Source organism: Desulfobacterales bacterium (genome assembly GCA_030066985.1).
GTDB lineage: Bacteria > Desulfobacterota > Desulfobacteria > Desulfobacterales > JAHEIW01 > JAHEIW01.
Map to the genome: position 1 here is coordinate 1 of JASJAN010000012.1, position 18,470 is coordinate 18,470.

At 49.4% G+C, this 18,470-nt stretch carries 17 protein-coding genes and 1 riboswitch; of the genes, 15 read left to right on the forward strand and 2 right to left on the reverse strand.

Annotation, left to right across the window (positions count from 1 at the left end; all coding sequences use genetic code 11):
* The 5 genes from QNJ26_07630 to QNJ26_07650 all read left to right on the forward strand — a co-directional run.
* Positions 1–1,557, forward strand: a 1,557-nt coding sequence (locus tag QNJ26_07630) for a DNA polymerase III subunit alpha (GenBank protein MDJ0985399.1), incomplete at its 5' end; no start/stop codon positions are given.
* A gap of 273 nt (positions 1,558–1,830) precedes the next feature.
* Positions 1,831–1,911: riboswitch (cyclic di-GMP riboswitch) on the forward strand.
* Between the two features lie 114 nt (positions 1,912–2,025).
* Positions 2,026–3,765 carry a hypothetical protein gene (locus tag QNJ26_07635; protein ID MDJ0985400.1) on the forward strand — a complete coding sequence of 580 codons (1,740 nt, stop codon included), beginning with the start codon at positions 2,026–2,028 and terminating at the stop codon, positions 3,763–3,765.
* A 275-nt stretch (positions 3,766–4,040) separates the two neighbouring features.
* On the forward strand, positions 4,041–4,307 hold the full coding sequence (locus QNJ26_07640; protein MDJ0985401.1) for a hypothetical protein: 267 nt from the start codon (positions 4,041–4,043) through the stop codon (positions 4,305–4,307).
* Positions 4,261–4,794, forward strand: coding sequence for a hypothetical protein (locus tag QNJ26_07645; protein ID MDJ0985402.1), 534 nt, complete (start codon positions 4,261–4,263; stop codon positions 4,792–4,794). Before QNJ26_07640 ends, QNJ26_07645 begins: the two co-directional genes overlap by 47 nt.
* Positions 4,795–5,075: 281 nt before the next feature.
* Complete coding sequence (locus QNJ26_07650) at positions 5,076–5,312, forward strand: MoaD/ThiS family protein (protein MDJ0985403.1); 237 nt, start codon at positions 5,076–5,078, stop codon at positions 5,310–5,312.
* 310 nt (positions 5,313–5,622) lie between these two features.
* Here the strand turns inward: QNJ26_07650 and QNJ26_07655 are convergent, their stop codons facing one another.
* Entirely contained in the window at positions 5,623–6,588 is a 966-nt protein-coding gene (locus QNJ26_07655) for a MerR family transcriptional regulator (GenBank protein ID MDJ0985404.1), read from the reverse strand.
* An 86-nt stretch (positions 6,589–6,674) separates the two neighbouring features.
* On the opposite strand from QNJ26_07655, the gene lon reads away from it, so the two are divergent.
* Together lon and ftsH are read left to right on the forward strand one after the other, a co-directional pair.
* Positions 6,675–9,164 (forward strand): endopeptidase La, encoded by a 2,490-nt coding sequence (lon, locus tag QNJ26_07660; protein MDJ0985405.1) that lies wholly within the window; start codon positions 6,675–6,677, stop codon positions 9,162–9,164.
* A 78-nt stretch (positions 9,165–9,242) separates the two neighbouring features.
* On the forward strand, positions 9,243–11,093 hold the full coding sequence (gene ftsH, locus QNJ26_07665) for an ATP-dependent zinc metalloprotease FtsH (protein ID MDJ0985406.1): 1,851 nt from the start codon (positions 9,243–9,245) through the stop codon (positions 11,091–11,093).
* Between the two features lie 159 nt (positions 11,094–11,252).
* Here the strand turns inward: ftsH and QNJ26_07670 are convergent, their stop codons facing one another.
* Positions 11,253–12,647, reverse strand: a complete 1,395-nt coding sequence (locus tag QNJ26_07670) for a BNR-4 repeat-containing protein (GenBank protein MDJ0985407.1) — start codon at positions 12,645–12,647, stop codon at positions 11,253–11,255.
* Between the two features lie 618 nt (positions 12,648–13,265).
* Here QNJ26_07670 and QNJ26_07675 point away from each other — a divergent pair.
* The 8 genes from QNJ26_07675 (at position 13,266) to QNJ26_07710 (ending at position 18,282) form a co-directional block, all read left to right on the forward strand.
* Positions 13,266–13,409, forward strand: a complete 144-nt coding sequence (locus tag QNJ26_07675) for a DUF5679 domain-containing protein (protein ID MDJ0985408.1) — start codon at positions 13,266–13,268, stop codon at positions 13,407–13,409.
* 204 nt (positions 13,410–13,613) lie between these two features.
* A complete protein-coding gene (locus QNJ26_07680; GenBank protein ID MDJ0985409.1) occupies positions 13,614–13,904 on the forward strand; it encodes a DUF1330 domain-containing protein in 291 nt (96 codons plus the stop codon).
* A gap of 12 nt (positions 13,905–13,916) precedes the next feature.
* Complete coding sequence (locus QNJ26_07685; protein MDJ0985410.1) at positions 13,917–14,420, forward strand: GNAT family N-acetyltransferase; 504 nt, start codon at positions 13,917–13,919, stop codon at positions 14,418–14,420.
* 81 nt (positions 14,421–14,501) lie between these two features.
* Entirely contained in the window at positions 14,502–15,668 is a 1,167-nt protein-coding gene (locus QNJ26_07690; protein MDJ0985411.1) for an ArgE/DapE family deacylase, read from the forward strand.
* Positions 15,669–15,675: 7 nt separating this feature from the next.
* Complete coding sequence (locus tag QNJ26_07695) at positions 15,676–16,500, forward strand: alpha/beta fold hydrolase (GenBank protein MDJ0985412.1); 825 nt, start codon at positions 15,676–15,678, stop codon at positions 16,498–16,500.
* Between the two features lie 75 nt (positions 16,501–16,575).
* Complete coding sequence (locus QNJ26_07700) at positions 16,576–16,797, forward strand: helix-turn-helix transcriptional regulator (GenBank protein ID MDJ0985413.1); 222 nt, start codon at positions 16,576–16,578, stop codon at positions 16,795–16,797.
* Positions 16,798–16,808: 11 nt separating this feature from the next.
* Positions 16,809–17,327, forward strand: coding sequence for a hypothetical protein (locus QNJ26_07705; GenBank protein MDJ0985414.1), 519 nt, complete (start codon positions 16,809–16,811; stop codon positions 17,325–17,327).
* Positions 17,328–17,532: 205 nt separating this feature from the next.
* A complete protein-coding gene (locus tag QNJ26_07710) occupies positions 17,533–18,282 on the forward strand; it encodes a FliG C-terminal domain-containing protein (protein ID MDJ0985415.1) in 750 nt (249 codons plus the stop codon).
* Positions 18,283–18,470 lie beyond the last annotated feature (188 nt).

The window sequence follows — 18,470 nt, forward strand, 5'->3', positions numbered from 1 at the left end:
GCCCCCAAAGGCGTGCCCATTATCCAGTGGGAAAAAGATGCCACCGAAGATGCCGGTCTGGTTAAAATCGATTTGTTGGGCAACCGCAGCCTGAGCGTCATTCGCGATGCGCTGGCCAATTTGCGCGACAATGGCATCACCTTCGACGAGCTGCGCTGGGAGCCCGAAGACGACTTTGCCACCCAGGAGGCCCTGGCCCAGGGTCGCACCATGGGCTGCTTCTACATCGAAAGCCCGGCCATGCGCCTGCTGCAGCAAAAATCCAAAGTCGGCGATTTTGAGCACCTGGTCATTCACAGCAGTATCATCCGCCCGGCCGCCAACGAATTTATCCAGGAATACATCCGTCGCCTGCACGGCGGTCGCTGGGACCCCATTCATCCTTTTTTGGCCGAAGTGCTCGCTGAAACCTTCGGCATTATGGTGTATCAGGAAGATGTTTCGCGCGCGGCAGTGGTGCTGGCCGGCTTCTCCCACGCCGAAGCCGATACGCTGCGCAAAGTGATGACCAAAAAGGATCGCGAGCACCAGCTGCGAGATTTTAAACAGCGTTTTTACAGCGGTGCCCAGCAGCGCGGGGTGCCCGCCGACAAAACCGCTGCGATTTGGGACATGATGATGAGCTTTAGCGGCTACTCCTTCTGCAAACCCCACAGCGCATCTTATGCCCGGGTCTCCTTTCAGGCCGCCTATCTCAAGGTCCACCATCCGGCCGAATTTATGGCAGCGGTGATCAGCAACCAGGGCGGCTTTTACGGCACCTTTGCCTACGTATCCGAGGCCCGGCGCACGGGCCTGACGGTGCTGCCGCCGGATGTTAACCTAAGCCAGGTCCACTGGACCGGGCGGGCCGACACCCTGCGGGTGGGGCTGCAGTCGGTCAAAGGCCTGGGCAGCGACACCCAGGCGCGCATCGTCTCGCAGCGCCAACACCAACCCTACAACGGTCTGCGAGATTTTTTGGAGCGCGTGCGGCCCGCCGAAGACGAGGCCCGCTCTTTGATCAACTGCGGCGCCACCGATGCCTTCAATCCCGACGGCAACCGCGCAGCCCTGCTGTGGGAGCTGGCCTGCTGGCTGAAATCCAAACGTCCCAGGGCGCCCGCTCCGTCCCTGTTTGGTGACGCCGGCCACGGCGCCGACTGCCCCCGGCCGGCACTGCCCGCCGAAGATGAGCATGAGCGGCTGCGGCGTGAGTTTTCCGTGCTGGGTTTTCTGTGCGACCGTCACCCCATGGAGCTGTTTGCCGACAGACTGCACGAGCGCCGCACCGTCAAAGCGGTTGATCTGCCGCGCTTTATCGACCGGCGCGTCAGCCTGGCCGGCTGGCTGATCACCGGCAAGGTGGTTTCCACCAAAAAGGGGGATCCCATGGAGTTTTTAACGTTTGAAGATGAAACCGGAATTGTCGAAACCACCTTTTTTCCCCAGGCCTACCGCCGCTTCTGCCACATCATCGACCGTCAGCGGCCCTACCTGTTGAGCGGCAAGGTCGAAGAAGACTGGGGCGCGGTGACCCTGACAGTCAACAAGACGGAACGGATTATGCGTTCATGATAGTTGTTTACAAGGCGATGTGAATAAATAGCAGCAACCGTTTAATATAAGGAACCGCGTTAGCGCTCTTCAAGAGGTGTAAGCCTGAGGCATACTCCGCTTTTAATCCCAATTTTGACTGCTTTTTTGACAATATTTGTCACTATTTCAGCCCTTCAAAATTCTCTATTTTAGACAACTATCTGAAAATATTTGTACTTTTATAAACCTGGATTTTCGGCCTGGTTTTTGCACCTATCTGGCTAAAAATCTGAGAAATTCGCTTAGACTTTTTAAAGAAAAAGCCAAACCCATCGTGAGGTGGGGACGGAAAACCACGGGTCTGAACCAAACACAGACAGCCGGGTTGCCTTTATCCTTTAATCAGGCAATCGGGCTGTTTTTTTTTGGATGAAATGTAATACAAAGCAATATTTTATATATACAGTTTGCGGATTTTAGATATTCACTTTAAAAAGGAGACGGGCCATGAGAATTTTAAGAAGACCAACGGGGGGGTTGGGGCAAATTCTGGTACTGGCAGTTACGGTATTCAGCTTGCAGCTGGTATGCTCACCGGCTTTCGCAGAGCTCGGCAGTGATCAGGCCATTTTTATCGATTTTACCGGAACCGAGTGCGGGATCATCAGTGCCGATACGATGGATGTGGTCAGTACCTTTCCTTGCGACCAGTATTCGGAAGGCATCGATGTCACCAGCGACGGGACCCGGGCCGTTATCGGCAACTGCGGTAACAACAGATTGACACTTGTCGATCTTACGGTGGACTATAATGTCGAGGGTACTGAGCCGCCACCATGGATCGATTCAGGCGTACGATGTGTCCAGGAGCTTGACATTGCGCCGGACAACAGTTTTGCCATCGCCACCGGCAGCGCCGATGGACTGATCTCCAAGTTCACGCTGGAGCCTTTCGAAGTCCTACCGGACAATCCTGCCGGACCCTGGGATACTGAAGATATTTTTGGTGGCTCTACCCAGGATGTGCATATGAACAGCAGTGGCACCCTGGCTGTGCTGCCAACATTTCGGTCTGATTTTTTTGCGGTCGTGGATGTCACCGGAGATATACCGGAGCTGGTCAATACGATTCCAACACCGGCCAATCCCGATAATCCGGAGCAAGGCTTGAGTCACCATGGTATCAGTCTGTCCCAATATGACGATGACACCTTCGTGGCAACGGGTACTCCCGGGCTGTTGTACATTACGATCGGTTCGCTCAGCGAACTTTTTGACCCCATTGTTATACCGACATCAACTGATCCGGATGGTATGCCGGGTCGCCCGGAATCGGTGGATATCACCTGCGACGGCACCCGCGCGGTGGTGGAAACCTTTGCAGGCCTCATGTGGATCGACCTGGAGTCCACGCCGCCAACGGTTTTAAGCGAAAATTTCGGTCCTGCTCGAATCGATTACAACTCCACCTCGACGGTGGCTTTTTCAGCCGATGGCAGCCTGCTGTTTGTCGGTGGCCAGCAACAGATCGATATCTATGATGTCTACTCTGACCTACCGGAGCTGAGGGGATCAATCCCCATGCTGGAAGGAGTAAGAATTTATTCGGTTGCCACTTTGCCCTGCTCAGCAATAGTGTCGAGAATCTCGGAAATTTCGGATATCGAAGTTGCCGTTGATATCAAACCGAGAAACTGCCCCAATCGGTTAAATGTCAGGAGCAAGGGGGTAGTGAAGGTTGCCATCCTGGGCAGCGACGAATTTGACGCAACTTCCGTTGATCCAAGCACCGTTCGATTAGAAGGAGCCAGTCCGCTGCGCTGGAAATTCAGAGATGTGGCGACGCCTTACGAAAGTGACAACATGAAGGGCGACTGTAAAGACTGCACCCGCAAGGGACGCGATGGCTTTTTGGATCTGGAGCTTAAGTTTAAAAAGCAGGATATCGTCGCAGCCCTCGGTTCGGTCAATAACGGGGAATGCCGCGTACTGAACCTGACCGGCAAGACCGATGAAGGCACCACCATTATGGGCGATGATGTGGTCCTCATCCAAGCCAAAAAGAAGCGGTACAGCAAAAAATGGTTTAAAAAATTCTTTTTTTCCTGGCTGAAGGCGCACAAGAAAGCCAAGAAAGGCAAAGATTGCAAAATCGAAAAGCCGCAAAAAACCAAGAAAAATAAGAAAAAGTCCAAATACTCAAAGGTTAAAAAGACACGCTGGGATCGTTATGATAAGCGTCGCTAATGCAACCACTAATCAAGATTAATTTGTAAACGGTTGTAAGGGCAGACATTACCTAGCAAATTGACAAAATTATTAATTAAAACCCGATAGCCGGGTTGCCTGAAGACAGCATTCAGGCAACCCGGCTTTTTTCATTTAAGGCAGCCGTCTGGATCGCTAATGGCAGTTGACAACACAACGCTTTGATATTTGTCTTAATTAAAAAAGGAGGCAGACGCTCAGATATCCCTGCCAAAGTTTTAATCAAACAGATACGCCACCATTGAGAGACAAAAATGGCGCTATTTTATAATCTGGACCGCTACGGTCAAGATGCGGGCAGAGTCGCCGGCCGCATAGTGGAATTGCGCCACACCCTGCAAAACCATCCCAACGGCGCCGAGCGCAGCGTGCCGGATAAAAACGCCACCGACACCCTGTTGCTGGCCACCTGGAATTTAAAGGAATTTGAAGGCGGCCGCAACGATAAGCGCATCGACGAATCCTACGGCGCGGGTGGCCGAGATCAAGGCGCTGGGAAAATTTCTCAAAAACCGCAGTGAAGATGAAACCGCCTGGAGCCGCAATTTGATCCTGCTCGGAGATTTCAATATCTTTGCCGCTGACCCGGCCAATGCCGCTTACAGTGCCATTACCCAGAACGGTTTTACCATCCCGCCGGCTTTGCAAAACATCCCCCCCTCCAATGTCGGTAAAAAGAAGCGCTTTTATGATCAGATCGCCTTAAAAGTGCGCGCAAACAATCTGGCGCCCACCGGCCGCGGCGGTGTTTTTGACTATTTTGAACAGGTCTATCGCAATGAGGACTACGAGGCCTGTGTTGGGGCCATGATGGACGGCAAGGATGCCGATGACCCGGCCAATCCGCTCACATTTAACACCAGCGGAAAAAAGCGCAGCGAAAAACAGCGTCGCCTTTATTACCGCAACCACTGGCGGCGGCAAATGTCAGATCACCTGATTATGTGGTTAGAATTGAAAATTGACTATGGCGTGGAATATCTCAATAAAAAGGCGCTTGCTTCATAATACCTCAAAACCCTTCTTCTGGTAGGTTAAGATTTTAAAGGTTGCTCTTCCAATCATGGTCGCCTAAAAATGGCTGCTATAAACCGGGCAACACCGATATACAGACCGTAAAGCGTTCCACGTATTTTTATTATGATGTGTTGCCACCAATTTCCCCCATTATAAATCCCGTAGTTTGGTAGCCATCAACTTTTATTAGAGCTATCCATTGAAAAAAAAATTAAAATGTTTAACGTTCACGATGTAAGCTTGAAATGACACACTACTAAAGGGAGATAAAAATGAAAATTGACTTAAAATGCTTTTCAACGCTTGTGAATCCAGAAACTTGCGATTTTAAAGACAGTACAGAATATGAGCTAACAGACGGGCAAACCGTTGAAGATCTGATGAATCGTGCTGGTATTGCAACAAAGGACGTAAAGATTATGTTTGTGAATAGCCGCATAGTAGAAGCCAATGCGGTACTATCAGATGGGGATCAAGTCGGATTTGCGCCGGCAACAGGCGGCATGTAGATTCTTTCGGCAAAACGGATTAATGGTAGCAAAAAATAAGAGAGGCTACAAAGCCGGGCAGCATTAGTTCGTCAGTAATTACTTTTCTGCTCAAATTCTAACTTTGCTTTACGACTTTGCAACCTCTATAATCTTACCTGATGGTCACACATTTGTACCTTTTCGCTTGCGCCATCCATAATTAATATGATTCTGCGTTGGCCAGTCATTACTTATCTTATCGACTGTGCTATCACTGTACGCTAAATTTTAAGGGTAAGTTAAGCGGTGACTATCATATTTTTTACCTGCATATCCTAATAAAATCAAATCATTGTCCGATCTCACCAATTGGCCTGGAATTCAGCAAATAATCGAGAGCCGAATTTAGACTATTCAAATCTTTCAGAAGCTGCACACCATTGCCGTCAACACTGTCGATAATTGTCGCGGCACTCTGGCCGCCTATAAAAACGGCAATGTCATCATGTAAATATCGACGCAATTTTTGTAACTCTGCAACAAGTTGAAGATGGTTTAAACAGAATGTGATGCTTAATGCCACAGCGCGAGCATTTGTACGTTTAACGGCTGCAGCAATTTCATTTGCAGGCAAATTCGATCCAAAAAATGAAGAACGCCAGCCCGACTCTCGGGCGATCAGAGCGATTGCAAGCGCCCCCAGATCGTGATGGTGGTTCACCGGAGTCGCAACGACGATTCGAGGCGCATCGCCACAGATATCAATTGATCGCAGAAGATTCCAGAGAACTGAACGGATGACCGGCGTTGCAATGTGTTCATTGATGATCTTGAGCTCACCCTGCCTCCAGAACTCTCCTATTTTTTTTCCCAAAGGTGTGATCACCTCATTAATCAACTTTATTTTTGTCAGATTCACAGAAGCCTGTGTTAGGGCATATTCCAGTTTTTCTGCGTCAAGCTGTAAAACAGCCTTGAGTGCCAGGTCGAGATGATATGATGGATCAGATTGCCGCTGAAAGTCCGACTGGGGCTTATGGTCAGCTGCAAAATGCCTGTTAATGAGTCGCATCAGCGCATCGGATGACAATTTGGCTACTTGAGAAATGCTGTGCCCCGTATCGACAACATTCTTTAGCAGTTGCAGACGTATAACATCCGCCTCGCTGTAAAGCCTTCTGTTGGAGCCTGTTCGCTCGGGTGAAACAGCTTGGTAGCGACTTTCCCACACCCGAATGAGGTGCGTCGATAGGCCTGTTCTGTCTGCAGCATATTTAATGGAAATATAATTATTGAGCTTATCTGAATTTTTCATGTTGATATGATAATAATTTTTTTGACACTGTCAAAATTTTGTTTAAATTATGTCTAAGATAATTTCAGAGTGAAAGGGGTTCTAACATGAACGATACTGCTATCGAAGAAAATTCAAAGTCTCTAATAGTCGTCGACGGAAATAAGCTTCCAGATGTACTGCCGATATTGCCTTTAAGGGACCAGGTGGCATTTCCAACGATACATACTTCATTGGCGCTTAAGACAGATTCATCTACATTGCTTGAATCCGCTATGCAGGGAAATCGGTTGATCGGCGTCGTTGGACTAACGGGTGACGAAAAACAATCGCCCCTAACCGAGCAGGTACATAAAATCGGGACAGTGGTAAAAATCGTATACGTCACCCGCGCCTCAGAAAATACGACTATCATCGTGGTCGAAGGTCTTGAGCGTTTTCGTATAACGCAATGGCTTTCAGACAAGCCGTACCTCAAGGCTAAAATCGCTTTGGCACCCGAGGTTACCGGTGCTGATTTGGAAATAGAAGCACTGCACCGCAGTCTGCGAGACCTTGCTATAGAGGTGTTTAGCTTGTCAATGCGGGCGCCCAAGGAAGCAGTTGAGGGATTGGCTGACATTAAAGACCCGCTACATCTGGCATACATTGCTGCTGCCTATTCTGATATTGATTTCCAGAAGCGCCAAGCTTTGCTTGAAACAGATGAATTAAAAGACAAGCTGGCTGAGTTGGTGACCATCATGTCGCACGAAAGAGAAGTGCTGGCGATGGGTAAGAAAATTAAGGATAAAGTTAGCAAGGACATGAACAAATCACAGCGCGACTATTACCTTCGACAACAGCTTAAAGCGATCAAAAAAGAGCTGGGTGAAACAGAAAACGAAGCTGCTGAAGCTGCTGAATTCCGTCAACGGTTAGAAAAATCAGATATGAGTGCTGAAGCCCGCACCGAGGCTTTAAAAGAGTTGGACCGCTTTGCTGAGATGACACCACAATCCGCAGAATATTCGATGGTCAGAAGCTATCTGGAATGGTTGCTGGATTTGCCCTGGGGCACAATGAGCAAAGATCAGACCGATATCATGGCAGCTCGAAATGTGCTGGATTCAGATCATTATGGATTACAAGAGGTTAAAGAACGCATTATTGAATTTTTGTCGGTTCGCAATCTTTTGAACGTTCGTCGAGCGAATCTACCTTCAGACACTTCAGAGCCGGTATCATCCGGCACGGGTGTCATCTTGTGTTTTGCCGGACCACCGGGTGTCGGTAAAACCAGTTTGGGTCAGAGTATCGCGCGCGCCATGGGGCGTGAGTTTACCCGCATGAGTCTTGGTGGCATACGGGATGAAGCTGAGATCCGTGGCCACCGTCGAACCTATGTCGGTGCCTTGCCCGGACGAATCATTCAGGCGATCAAAAGTGCCGGAACTCGCAATCCGGTTTTTATGCTCGATGAAGTTGACAAACTCGGCGCCGACTGGCGCGGTGATCCCAGCAGTGCATTGCTTGAGGTCTTGGATCCGGCTCAAAACGCAGCATTTCGCGACAACTACCTAAGTGTGGATTTTGATTTAAGTGAAGTCATTTTTATCGCCACCGCCAATCAACTGGAAACGATTCCAGCCCCGCTGAGGGACCGGATGGAAATCATACAGGTGGATGGCTATACCGAATTTGAAAAACTTCAAATAGGCAAACAGCACTTGATTCCGCGGCAAATCGCAAACCATGGCCTGGATGATAATGACATTACATTCATGGACGAAGCTGTTCGTAAAATCATAACCCACTACACTCGCGAATCCGGAGTTCGCCAGCTGGAAAGACTGGTGGGTTCTATTTGCCGCAAATGTGTTGTCAATCTGACAACCAATGGCTGGTCGCATATTATCGTTACGCCAGAGCTGGTGGCCGACTATCTGAAGAGAGAAAAATTTGAACCTGAAGTTTCGGAGGCCATTGACATGCCGGGTGTTGCCACCGGCCTGGCGGTGACCGCCACCGGCGGTGACATTCTTTTCGTAGAGGCAACCCGGATGCCTGGAAACGGAAAGCTCAAACTGACCGGACAACTCGGCGATGTCATGCAGGAAAGCGCTCAGATTGCCCACAGTTACACTCGGGCACAGGCAGAAGAATTGTCGATAAAACCCAAATATTTTGAGCGCTCAGACCTTCATTTGCACGTGCCGGCAGGTGCGATTCCCAAAGACGGTCCGTCAGCGGGTATCGCGATGGTGATGGCCCTGGCTAGTTTATACAGCCGTCGCAATGTGCGCAGCGATGTCGGCATGACTGGCGAGGTCACATTGCGTGGTCGGGTGCTTCCCGTGGGGGGCATAAAAATGAAGGTGTTGGCCGCTCATCGAGCGGGCCTCAAGACGGTAATTTTGCCCAAACGCAACGGGCGCGATTTAGAAGATGTACCCGAAGAGGTTCGTAATGCCATGAAATTCGTTCTGGTTGAAAGAATCGATGAGGCCATCGATAGCGCCCTGACATCCGATGAAGCATACGTCAAAAGTGAGGATCGCAGCGCTGATTCTGATATCGGTCCGATAAACGAAAATGTGCTGGCTAAATCAAGATAATTCTGGATGGGTGACAAAAACAACTGTGCATCATGAATTTTAATCACAACCAGTTTCCAGATAGAAGGGGTTGGTTCAATGCAAAATAACAATAGATTCAAAACATTGGCCATCATTGGTGGTATCTGGCTGACATTAATATTGTTCAACAGCCTGGCATCCAATGTAGCCTCAGAGACGATTCCATACAGTGAATTTCTGAAGCTTGCCAGAGAAGGGAAAGTGTCAGAGATCGAAGTGACCGAAAATGTCATACGGGGTAAAATGTTTAGTGAAAATAGCGCTTCTGATCAAGGCCAACCCTTCCAAACCGTAAGGGTCGATACGGCCATAACGGATGTTCTCGACCAAAACGGCGTTGAATATGCAGGTAGAATCCAGTCAAACTTTTTACCAACCCTTTTGTCTTGGATTTTTCCGGTGCTGCTTTTTATCGGCATCTGGTATTTCATTATGAAAAGGTTTCAAAGGCAGCAGGGCGGCTTTATGACCCTTGGTAAAAATAAAGCTAAAATATATATGGATGACGATGTCCGGGTACGATTTGAGGATGCCGCCGGCGTTGATGAAGCCAAACAGGAACTGGTTGAAATCATCGATTTTTTGAAAGAGCCTGAGCGCTTTACGCGCATCGGCGGTCAAATTCCCCGCGGTATCTTGCTGGTGGGCCCTCCGGGCACAGGCAAAACATTATTGGCCAAAGCAGTGGCAGGTGAAAGTGGTGTGCCGTTTTTCAGCCTTAGCGGATCAGAATTTGTCGAGATGTTCGTTGGTGTAGGAGCAGCACGGGTCAGAGACCTGTTTAAAGAGGCTAAAGACAATGCACCCTGTATCATCTTTATCGATGAACTGGATGCGCTCGGCAAGGCGCGCGGATATGGGTCGGTAGGCGGCCATGATGAACGCGAGCAGACGCTCAACCAGCTTTTGGTTGAATTGGACGGCTTCGATCCCAATATGGGTGTGATTTTGATGGCGGCTACCAATCGGCCGGAAATACTTGATCCGGCCTTGCTCAGACCGGGCCGCTTTGACCGTCAGATCCTTGTCGACCGACCCGATAAGATTGGACGGGCGGAAATCCTAAAGGTTCATCTTAAAAAAGTGACATCTGCTGAAAATTTGGATGTTGATACCTTGGCAGGAATGACCGCCGGTATGGTCGGCGCCGATCTTGCCAATCTGGTCAACGAGGCTGCGTTGTTGTCGGTCAGAAGAAATAAGGCCCAGGTTGGTATGGCCGAGTTTGGGGAGGCCATCGAACGCGTTGTTGCCGGTCTGGAAAAGAAAAATCGCCTGATCAACCCGAAGGAAAAAGAAATCGTTGCCTACCACGAATTGGGGCATGCCATTATTGCGATGTCGCTGCCCGAAACGGACCCTGTTCAAAAAATCTCTATTATTCCCCGCGGGATCGCAGCGCTCGGCTACACAATGCAAGTGCCCACCGAAGATCGCTTTCTGATGCGGCGCACAGAATTGTTAAATCGAATAGCGACGCTACTTGGCGGTCGCGCTGCCGAGGAAATTTTCTTCGATGACATTTCCACAGGCGCGCACAATGATCTTTCAAGAGCAACTGACATCGCTCGCAGCATGGTAAAAGAGTATGGCATGAGCCGAGCCCTCGGACAGGTGTATTTTGCTCATGACAACCCAAATCCGTTTATGGTTCAAAATCAAAATGCCAGTGGTAACTACAGTGAGATGACAGCCAATCTCATTGATAAAGAGATCAGACGCATCATCGACGAACAACACGATAGGGCCGTTGAGATCTTAAGAACTAACAGAGACATCATAAATCAAGCGGCAAAAAATTTGCTGGAAAAAGAAATCATAGAGGGCGAGGAACTCAGAGTGCTGTCAGATGCCATCACAAAACGCAATGATGCCGTTTCAAATACCCGGCGCGAGCTTGCGGCTTAAAAAATCAAAATCCGCAGCATAATGACTTTAGGGTCATGCACAGCATGTAATTAATAAGTTTAATGGGCTATTGAGCTGTGCATGGCCCATTTTTTTAAAGGGATATCACACAGCATTGATGGCGAAGTATGTAAACTTTGTCAGCGCTTGTTTCAATCGTTATTCGGCGACAACGCTGCTTTTCTGAGAGACATCTGCAATGCTGTCTGAAGCCGAGGTGCCCGAATCAAATCCAACGGTCCAGACTTTTACTTTGCCGGATCGGGTGGAATAGGTTTGATATCGCAGATTTCCAGTTTCTAAAAGGTAAGGGTAATCAAAATTGGTGGAGTGAACACCCAGCGTCTCGACATGGTAGGGCTGCCAGCTTAGCCCTTTGTTCAAGCTGCGGTGCAGCTTATTGTGCCCGTCCACTGCCGTAATGGTGCCGTTGGCATCTGTCAGAATTCTTGCGGGAATGGAAGCAAACGGCAGTTTCAGCGGCGAAGACCAGCCTGTCTCCGGACGCCACAATGACCACCAGGCCGTGTCGGTGCTGTTATCCGCAAAAGAGACCGCCGGGTGCCCATCTGCAATCGCTCCCACATAGCTGGTGTACCACAGGTTGCCGGCGCTGCCCGTCCAGTCGGGCCCGACGACGACATCTGCTGAGTCAAGAGTGATCGGCAATGAGTCGTATGAGGACCCGTCCGCACGTTTAAACGAGTCGCCGCCATCATCCGATAAGGCATACAGTACGTGGGTATGATAGCCCGAAGAGCCATTGCCGTCATCCACCACCCAGGTAATGTGCATGCGGTTGTTGCGATCGAAAAAAATCCGCTGTCGATAGGGTTGATAGGCGGTGCCGTCGGCTCCGGAATCATTCCAAAAGAAGGTTTTGGCGCCATGAGGGTAGTTGGTACCCCCCAGCATCACCCAGGTCTTGGCATCAGCATCATAACGGGCGATGGCGGCGGCCATAATGCCGGGCGACCACCCCGTACCAAATTTGATGCGATGGCGAAAAGCAGCGAACAGGACGCCGTTTAAGTCCCGCGCAAAGGACGGATAGGTTATCCAGTTTCCCGGGATGGTGCGGGCCTTCTCACTGCCGACAAACGTAAAAGAAGAGATATCTTCCGGTTTATCGGATACAACATATTGCCAGGCGTATTCATAGAAAGGGTTGCCGTTTTTGGGATGATTGAAGGGCGAGTGATGCATGTTACCGGCAACGTGTATATACCCGTTTCGATCGATACCCACGGATGCGCCATTATACCAGGAAGCCGGGTCGGTCTCTTCAAAGATCACACTTTTGGTTACCGAACCATCCGCTGACTTTTTGACGATCAGGGTCTTTAATTCCCGGTTGACATAAACGTAATAAATGGCATCGTTGTAAGTGGCCACCGGCGTTTGCCAATCGCTACCGGTTACTTTGGAAGCATCATTGAATTCGAATTCTTTGGTTATGGTGACGGTTTCCGGTGACTGTTGCCCCCATGCCGTCATTGCATATATACATAGAGCCACCGGAACCGCCACCAAAGCGGGGGAAAATCGCCGCATGATTGGTCTCCTTCTTACCACCTCCGACTTGCATCCGTACGGGATTGAGAACCAATGGCCCGGAAATGCCCCCCGGCTGTTTATCCGGGCTCAAGCGTCTCAAAAACGGATTGACTGGTTGGCGCTATTTTCATCTGCAAAATAGGTACCAATTGGATTTTTCAGACCACCAACCGTTGAAAACACCCCCAGACGGCATTACTATTGGATTCCGGCTTTCAAAACATTAGTTTAATCACTTCCTTAGGCCCATTTAAATCGCCTACTGAAGTATTTTCAGCTAAAACCCAGACCGCCGGATTTCAACAGACCCACTGGGTTTGTGTACGAAAAATTATAACTTTGCGTATACAGAATTATAAATGAAGCGGATTACTGCCCATTTCAGATAAAAAAGTCCTTTTATCGATTTGTCCGGATCATCTGAATTTTCGAAATCAGATCGCTGGTTTTTTATAATGTTGCTAAAATTGCTGTTTTGGGTGTAAAATTTAACATTGCAGGTAAGCATCTGACAAAAACGCTGCGTTGAATGTCAATATGTGCCTGCAACGAAAAGTTCAATTTACTGTCAACCCATCCAAGCCGTCATATTAATAAATTCGAGGAGGTAACAAGATGGAAGCTTACTGCGTTAAATGCAAAGCCAAACGAGAGATGAATGACCCTAAGGAAATCACAATGAAAAACGGAAGGCCCGCGACCCAGGGCGTTTGTCCAACGTGCGGCACCAAGATGTTCAGGATCGGTAAGGCCAAATAAGTCGGCCGGTCTTTGACCATCTTATGCTGCCCTGGGTTGCGCCCGAGGCAAAAAACGTCCCTGTTTGGCGCGGTAAAACCGTCGATGTTTTACCGCGCCGGATAGGCGCTTGCCCCCGCCCCTCATCGAACCTTTGTGGATCACGAACAGCCAAATGTGATCTCACGCCCCAGAATGTTAGTGCCTTAAAAAGGAGGAACCCCGATGTCTGCCTATATGATTGCCAGAATCAACGTGACCGACTGGGACAAATACAATCAATATATAAAAGTTACGCCGGACATTATCGCAAAATATGGGGGCCGTTTTATCGTACGCGGCGGCGACACCGTGACCTTGGAAGGTCCCGAAGAAAAATGGCGCATTGTCGTCATTGAATTTCCCGATCTGGATAAAGCCAAGGAATTTTATCATTCGCCGGAATATGCGAATGCCAAAAAGATTCGTGCCGGCGCAGCAGAGGCCCAATTTGTCGCCATTTCAGGTGTTGAATAGAAGCCGCCAACCATGAAAAAACCATCCATTCGCAGTGTCCGGCTGCAAGAGTTAGCGCAATTGCTGGCCTTAAATCAATCCAACTTGCCCCATGTCGGCTCGATCTCGCTGCCTGAAATGCAGCATCTTCACAGTCAGGCCAGCTATTTTCGGTTGGCCGAACTAACGGACCAGATCTTGGGATTTCTAATCGCTTTTGAGCCTGACGCTGATTATGGGAGTCTCAATTTTTTGTGGTTTAAAAAACGCTATCCTGAGTTTGTCTACATAGACCGCATCATCACCGCAGCCGAAGCCCGCCGCAAAGGCATTGCTTTCGCCCTGTACCGGGATCTGGAAGATTTTGCTGCGCAACGCCAGATCCCCCTGATGACATGCGAATACAACCTGCAACCGCAAAATGACATCTCGCGACAGTTTCACCAAAGATATGGTTTCAAGGAGGTGGGGACTCAAGAAACCGAAAATGGTAAAAAAACCGTCTCGCTTCAGATAAAGCCTGTCGTCAAACAATAGTGGCCGGAGGGCACCGGTGCCAAAGGCCTCAGACCCCTTTTTTATTGAAAAAAGATACTTTATCTACTTCAGGAAAAATAAATGACTGCCAATCAAATCAACCATCAGGCAGTGATTCGCCTGACACAGGAGTTGATAAAAATTAACTCGGTAAATCCGTCCCTCTCAGCCAAAGGCGTCGGCGAGGCAGACATTGCCAGGTATATTGGGGGTTATCTTGAAAACCTGGGATTAACCGTTGGTTATCAACGGATCCAAAAAGACCGCGTCAATGTGATTGGCATTTTGAAAGGAACAGGGGGCGGGCCCAGCTTAATGCTAAACGGTCACACCGATACAGTCAGCGTCGATCAGATGACTGCCGACCCCTTTGAAGCCCGCATCCAGGATGGTAAACTTTACGGCCGGGGTGCTTTGGATATGAAAGCCGGAGTTGCCGCGCAGATTGGCGCCATCCAAACCCTGATCGAAGCCGGCGTTAAGCTAAAAGGCGATGTGATCCTGGCGCTGGTTGCCGATGAGGAGTATGCCAGTATTGGGACTGAAGCGCTTGTAGCCGAATACGCTGCGGATGCCGCCATTATCTGCGAGCCCACCGATCTGGATATTGTGATTGCCCATAAGGGGTTTGCCTGGATTAGAATTGACATTTCCGGCCGCGCTGCCCATGGCAGTTTGCCCCATAAAGGAGTGGATGCCATTGTCAAAGCCGCCAACCTGCTGACGGCAATTGAAGGCTATGCCAACACGCAGTTGACCCGCAAAACCCACCCTTTACTGGGGTCGCCGTCTATCCACGCCTCTTTGATAAAGGGCGGGACCGAGCTCAGCACCTATCCGGATTACTGCAAAGTCGAGCTGGAAAGACGAAACCTGCCCGGCGAAGACCGCCAGACGGTGACCGCCGAAATGCAGGCCATCTTGGAAGATATCCGCACCCGGGATGATGAATTTAAAGCCGATTTAGATGTTTTTTTCTTCCGACCGGCATTTGAAATTTCGCCCGAACAGCCCATCGTTCAGAGCATCAGCCGGGCTTTTGAAGCGACATGCCGCCGAACACCGCAATTTAAGGGGATGTGGGCCTGGCTGGATTCCGCTATTTTAGCCCAGGCGGGCATACCGGCCGTTATTTTCGGCCCCTCCGGCGAGGGCGAACATGCCGCAGTTGAATCCGTGGATGTGGATTCGGTCATCACAACCACACAAGTGCTGGTACAAACCATAATGGACTACTGTAATCAATAGATTGCATATGAAAAAACTGATGCTGCGCCTTCCCATATATTACCTTGTTATTGTGGCCGCCATGTTTTTCTTGCAGGATTTTTTCATCTATCACCCCAATCGCTCAAACCCGGAAACCGTCGAGCAACTGGCCAAAAACAGAAACCTGCGCCTGTGGCCGGGTACCATTGACACATACCGGGGGTTTGTATCTGAGGGCACATCCAAAAAACCCCGCGGCACCATAGTGGTGTTCCATGGAAACGCAGGCTATGCCCTCAATCGCATCTACTACGTCACCGCCTTTAACAAACTTGCATATCGGGTGATTCTGGCTGAATATCCGGGTTATGGGGCCCGTCCGGGAAAACCCGGCGAGTCGCAATTCACTGCAGACGCCGTTGAAACGATTCGCCAGGCACAAGATGATTTCGGTGGTCCGATCTTTCTGGTGGGCGAATCTCTGGGGTGCGGTGTCGTGTGTGCCGCAGTGGCCAAAACAGAGGTCCCCATTGACGGTGTGGCCTTGATCACACCCTGGGACACCCTACCGAATCTGGCCCAGGATCAATATTGGTTTCTGCCGGCCCGCTGGATTGTTAAGGACCAATATGATAATGTAGCTAACTTGGCAAATTATACGGGGCCGGTGGCCATCATCATGGCGGGGCAGGACGACATTGTCCCCAACCGGTTGACCCGCAATCTTTATGAGACCTTGCCAGGGCCGAAGCGCCTGTGGATATTTCCCAAAGCAGGACACAACAGCTGGCCATCTGGCTCCCATGAGCCCTGGTGGGGTGAAATGATGCGGTTTTTGCAGCCAACTGCTGCCGGGGATGACCCCAAATAGCGGCTTCAGGTCTGATGATCGTTTTCTACATTTGGTTACAATTCGGATAACATTTTTTCACGAAGGAGATGGACGATGAGCGAATTCAGTGAGCGATTGATTCAGTTACGGGCGGACAGCAAATTAACGTTAAATGAGATTTGCCACGGCGCCGGTATTCCACCATCCCGCCTGGTCGAACTGGAAAGGGGCACCCGCATACCCACCAGCGGCCAGATTGAACATCTGGAAAATTTTTATGAGATCGATTCAGGAGAGCTGGTCAAGCTGGCCGAAGCATTAGAAAAAACCGACTAAAGGAAACGTGTATGGCGATTCGGCAATTTTACCGGTTGACATGGCGGTTGGCAATTTCTGCCAGCGCTATTCTAGTAGCAAGTCTGCCCACCAGTGCATCTGAGATTGCCAAACTCAATTTGGACAATACCGCAGCCTTGGGCACAATTGTTTCCGCTGATCAAAAGATCAAGTTCGAAGGTAAAGGTTCAATTCGTATTTCAACAAAATGGCCTACGACCGTCTGTTTGGGTCAAATACCAGATGTGAACATTGAAAATGCCCGCCTGGTCTACCAGGCAAAGGTCAAAACAAAGGATCTGGACGGCGCCGCATTTTTGGAAATGTGGTGCAAAGTCGGCCCCGGTCAATACTTTTCCCGCGGATTAACTTCGACCATTTCGGGCACAAAGGACTGGCAGAAAATCAGTACGGCGTTTGTACTCAACAAGGGGCAAATAGCCCAAGTCGTCACGTTAAATCTGGTCGTTAACGGTATCGGTACGGTCTGGATTGATGACCTTCAACTCAGCAAGCAACCCTTAAATTAGCGCCCCGTCTTTCTCATTCTCGAAAACCATAGTCGTCAAATCGCATTTCCACAATGATGTTGACCCAGCTGGAATCTAGATAAGGCATTATCAAAGGATCTAGCCGCGCAAATCGGATGATTTACAATTTTTAGTAGGAATTTCGACGATTTGTGGTATAATTAAAAGATAAATTGCCCAGCTATGGTATTTGGGAGTAGATTCAATGAATTATGATTGGGAATTCAGCGAGCGCATTCAGTGCAGTGAGGCTGAAAAGAAAGAATGTATGTCACTTGTCGCTGAAGTGGTTGCGATGGCCAACAAAGCCAAGCGCAACGGCCTGCTATCCCTTGTGCAAGAAGCTGAAGAAACGCCCCACTTTCTTTTGCGCAAAGGTCTTCAGCTCGTCTTAGAGGGTGTTAATCCCCAGATGGTCGAAACCACGATGAAGCACTATATCCTGTCAGGAAAGCACCATGGCAGGGAACTTTTGCAACGCTGCATCATCGTCGAAGGTGTTTTGGCCATCCAAAACGGGGTCAATCCCACCATCATCAGAGAGCTGGTGCTGTCATTGTTCGGTGAAGATAGCTATGCCGTCTATGAACGCGAATATGGCGACGGAAAAGCTGACCGCTTAAAAGCCTTTTTTAAAAAAATCCAAAAGTCCAAAGCCGCTACCCCCTTAAGCTCAAAACTGGGGCATACCATACTCAAGCTTAATGACCACTCTATTAAGCAATGTCTCAAAGAGATCAGCACGGTCGATTTGGCCAGGGCCCTCAAAGGAATCGAGGGCAGTGCCCAGATAAAAGTATTTAAGAATTTGCCGAAACGATCTGCCGCCATCCTGCAGGAAACAGTCGAACACCTGGATTTGATGCGGGAATCAGAAATGAACGAAGCCCAGGAAAAAATGCTTTGGGTCATTGCTGATATGCTTAGGCAGGATAAGCTGCTCTCTCCAAATTAAAAAAGCGATCTTAAAAATGCATCTAATCCGCCTGAGGCGGACAGGCGCCCATGGGCTTTGTTCTCCAGGATAAATGGATTAGATCTTAGTTTTGACAGGATCTACAGGATTTTGAGGATATTTTACTTAGTCGCTCTCCGGACGAGAGCGACTAAACTCAATCCGCTTTCAGCGGAATAAAAACCTTC

Coding starts and splice junctions, on each gene's coding strand:
- QNJ26_07635 (MDJ0985400.1), top strand. CDS start 2,026: ATGAGAATTTTAAGAAGACCAACGGGGGGGTTGGGGCAAATTCTGGTA.
- QNJ26_07640 (MDJ0985401.1), top strand. CDS start 4,041: ATGGCGCTATTTTATAATCTGGACCGCTACGGTCAAGATGCGGGCAGA.
- QNJ26_07650 (MDJ0985403.1), top strand. CDS start 5,076: ATGAAAATTGACTTAAAATGCTTTTCAACGCTTGTGAATCCAGAAACT.
- QNJ26_07655 (MDJ0985404.1), bottom strand. CDS start 6,588: ATGAAAAATTCAGATAAGCTCAATAATTATATTTCCATTAAATATGCT.
- lon (MDJ0985405.1), top strand. CDS start 6,675: ATGAACGATACTGCTATCGAAGAAAATTCAAAGTCTCTAATAGTCGTC.
- ftsH (MDJ0985406.1), top strand. CDS start 9,243: ATGCAAAATAACAATAGATTCAAAACATTGGCCATCATTGGTGGTATC.
- QNJ26_07670 (MDJ0985407.1), bottom strand. CDS start 12,647: ATGCGGCGATTTTCCCCCGCTTTGGTGGCGGTTCCGGTGGCTCTATGT.
- QNJ26_07675 (MDJ0985408.1), top strand. CDS start 13,266: ATGGAAGCTTACTGCGTTAAATGCAAAGCCAAACGAGAGATGAATGAC.
- QNJ26_07680 (MDJ0985409.1), top strand. CDS start 13,614: ATGTCTGCCTATATGATTGCCAGAATCAACGTGACCGACTGGGACAAA.
- QNJ26_07685 (MDJ0985410.1), top strand. CDS start 13,917: ATGAAAAAACCATCCATTCGCAGTGTCCGGCTGCAAGAGTTAGCGCAA.
- QNJ26_07690 (MDJ0985411.1), top strand. CDS start 14,502: ATGACTGCCAATCAAATCAACCATCAGGCAGTGATTCGCCTGACACAG.
- QNJ26_07695 (MDJ0985412.1), top strand. CDS start 15,676: ATGAAAAAACTGATGCTGCGCCTTCCCATATATTACCTTGTTATTGTG.
- QNJ26_07700 (MDJ0985413.1), top strand. CDS start 16,576: ATGAGCGAATTCAGTGAGCGATTGATTCAGTTACGGGCGGACAGCAAA.
- QNJ26_07705 (MDJ0985414.1), top strand. CDS start 16,809: ATGGCGATTCGGCAATTTTACCGGTTGACATGGCGGTTGGCAATTTCT.
- QNJ26_07710 (MDJ0985415.1), top strand. CDS start 17,533: ATGAATTATGATTGGGAATTCAGCGAGCGCATTCAGTGCAGTGAGGCT.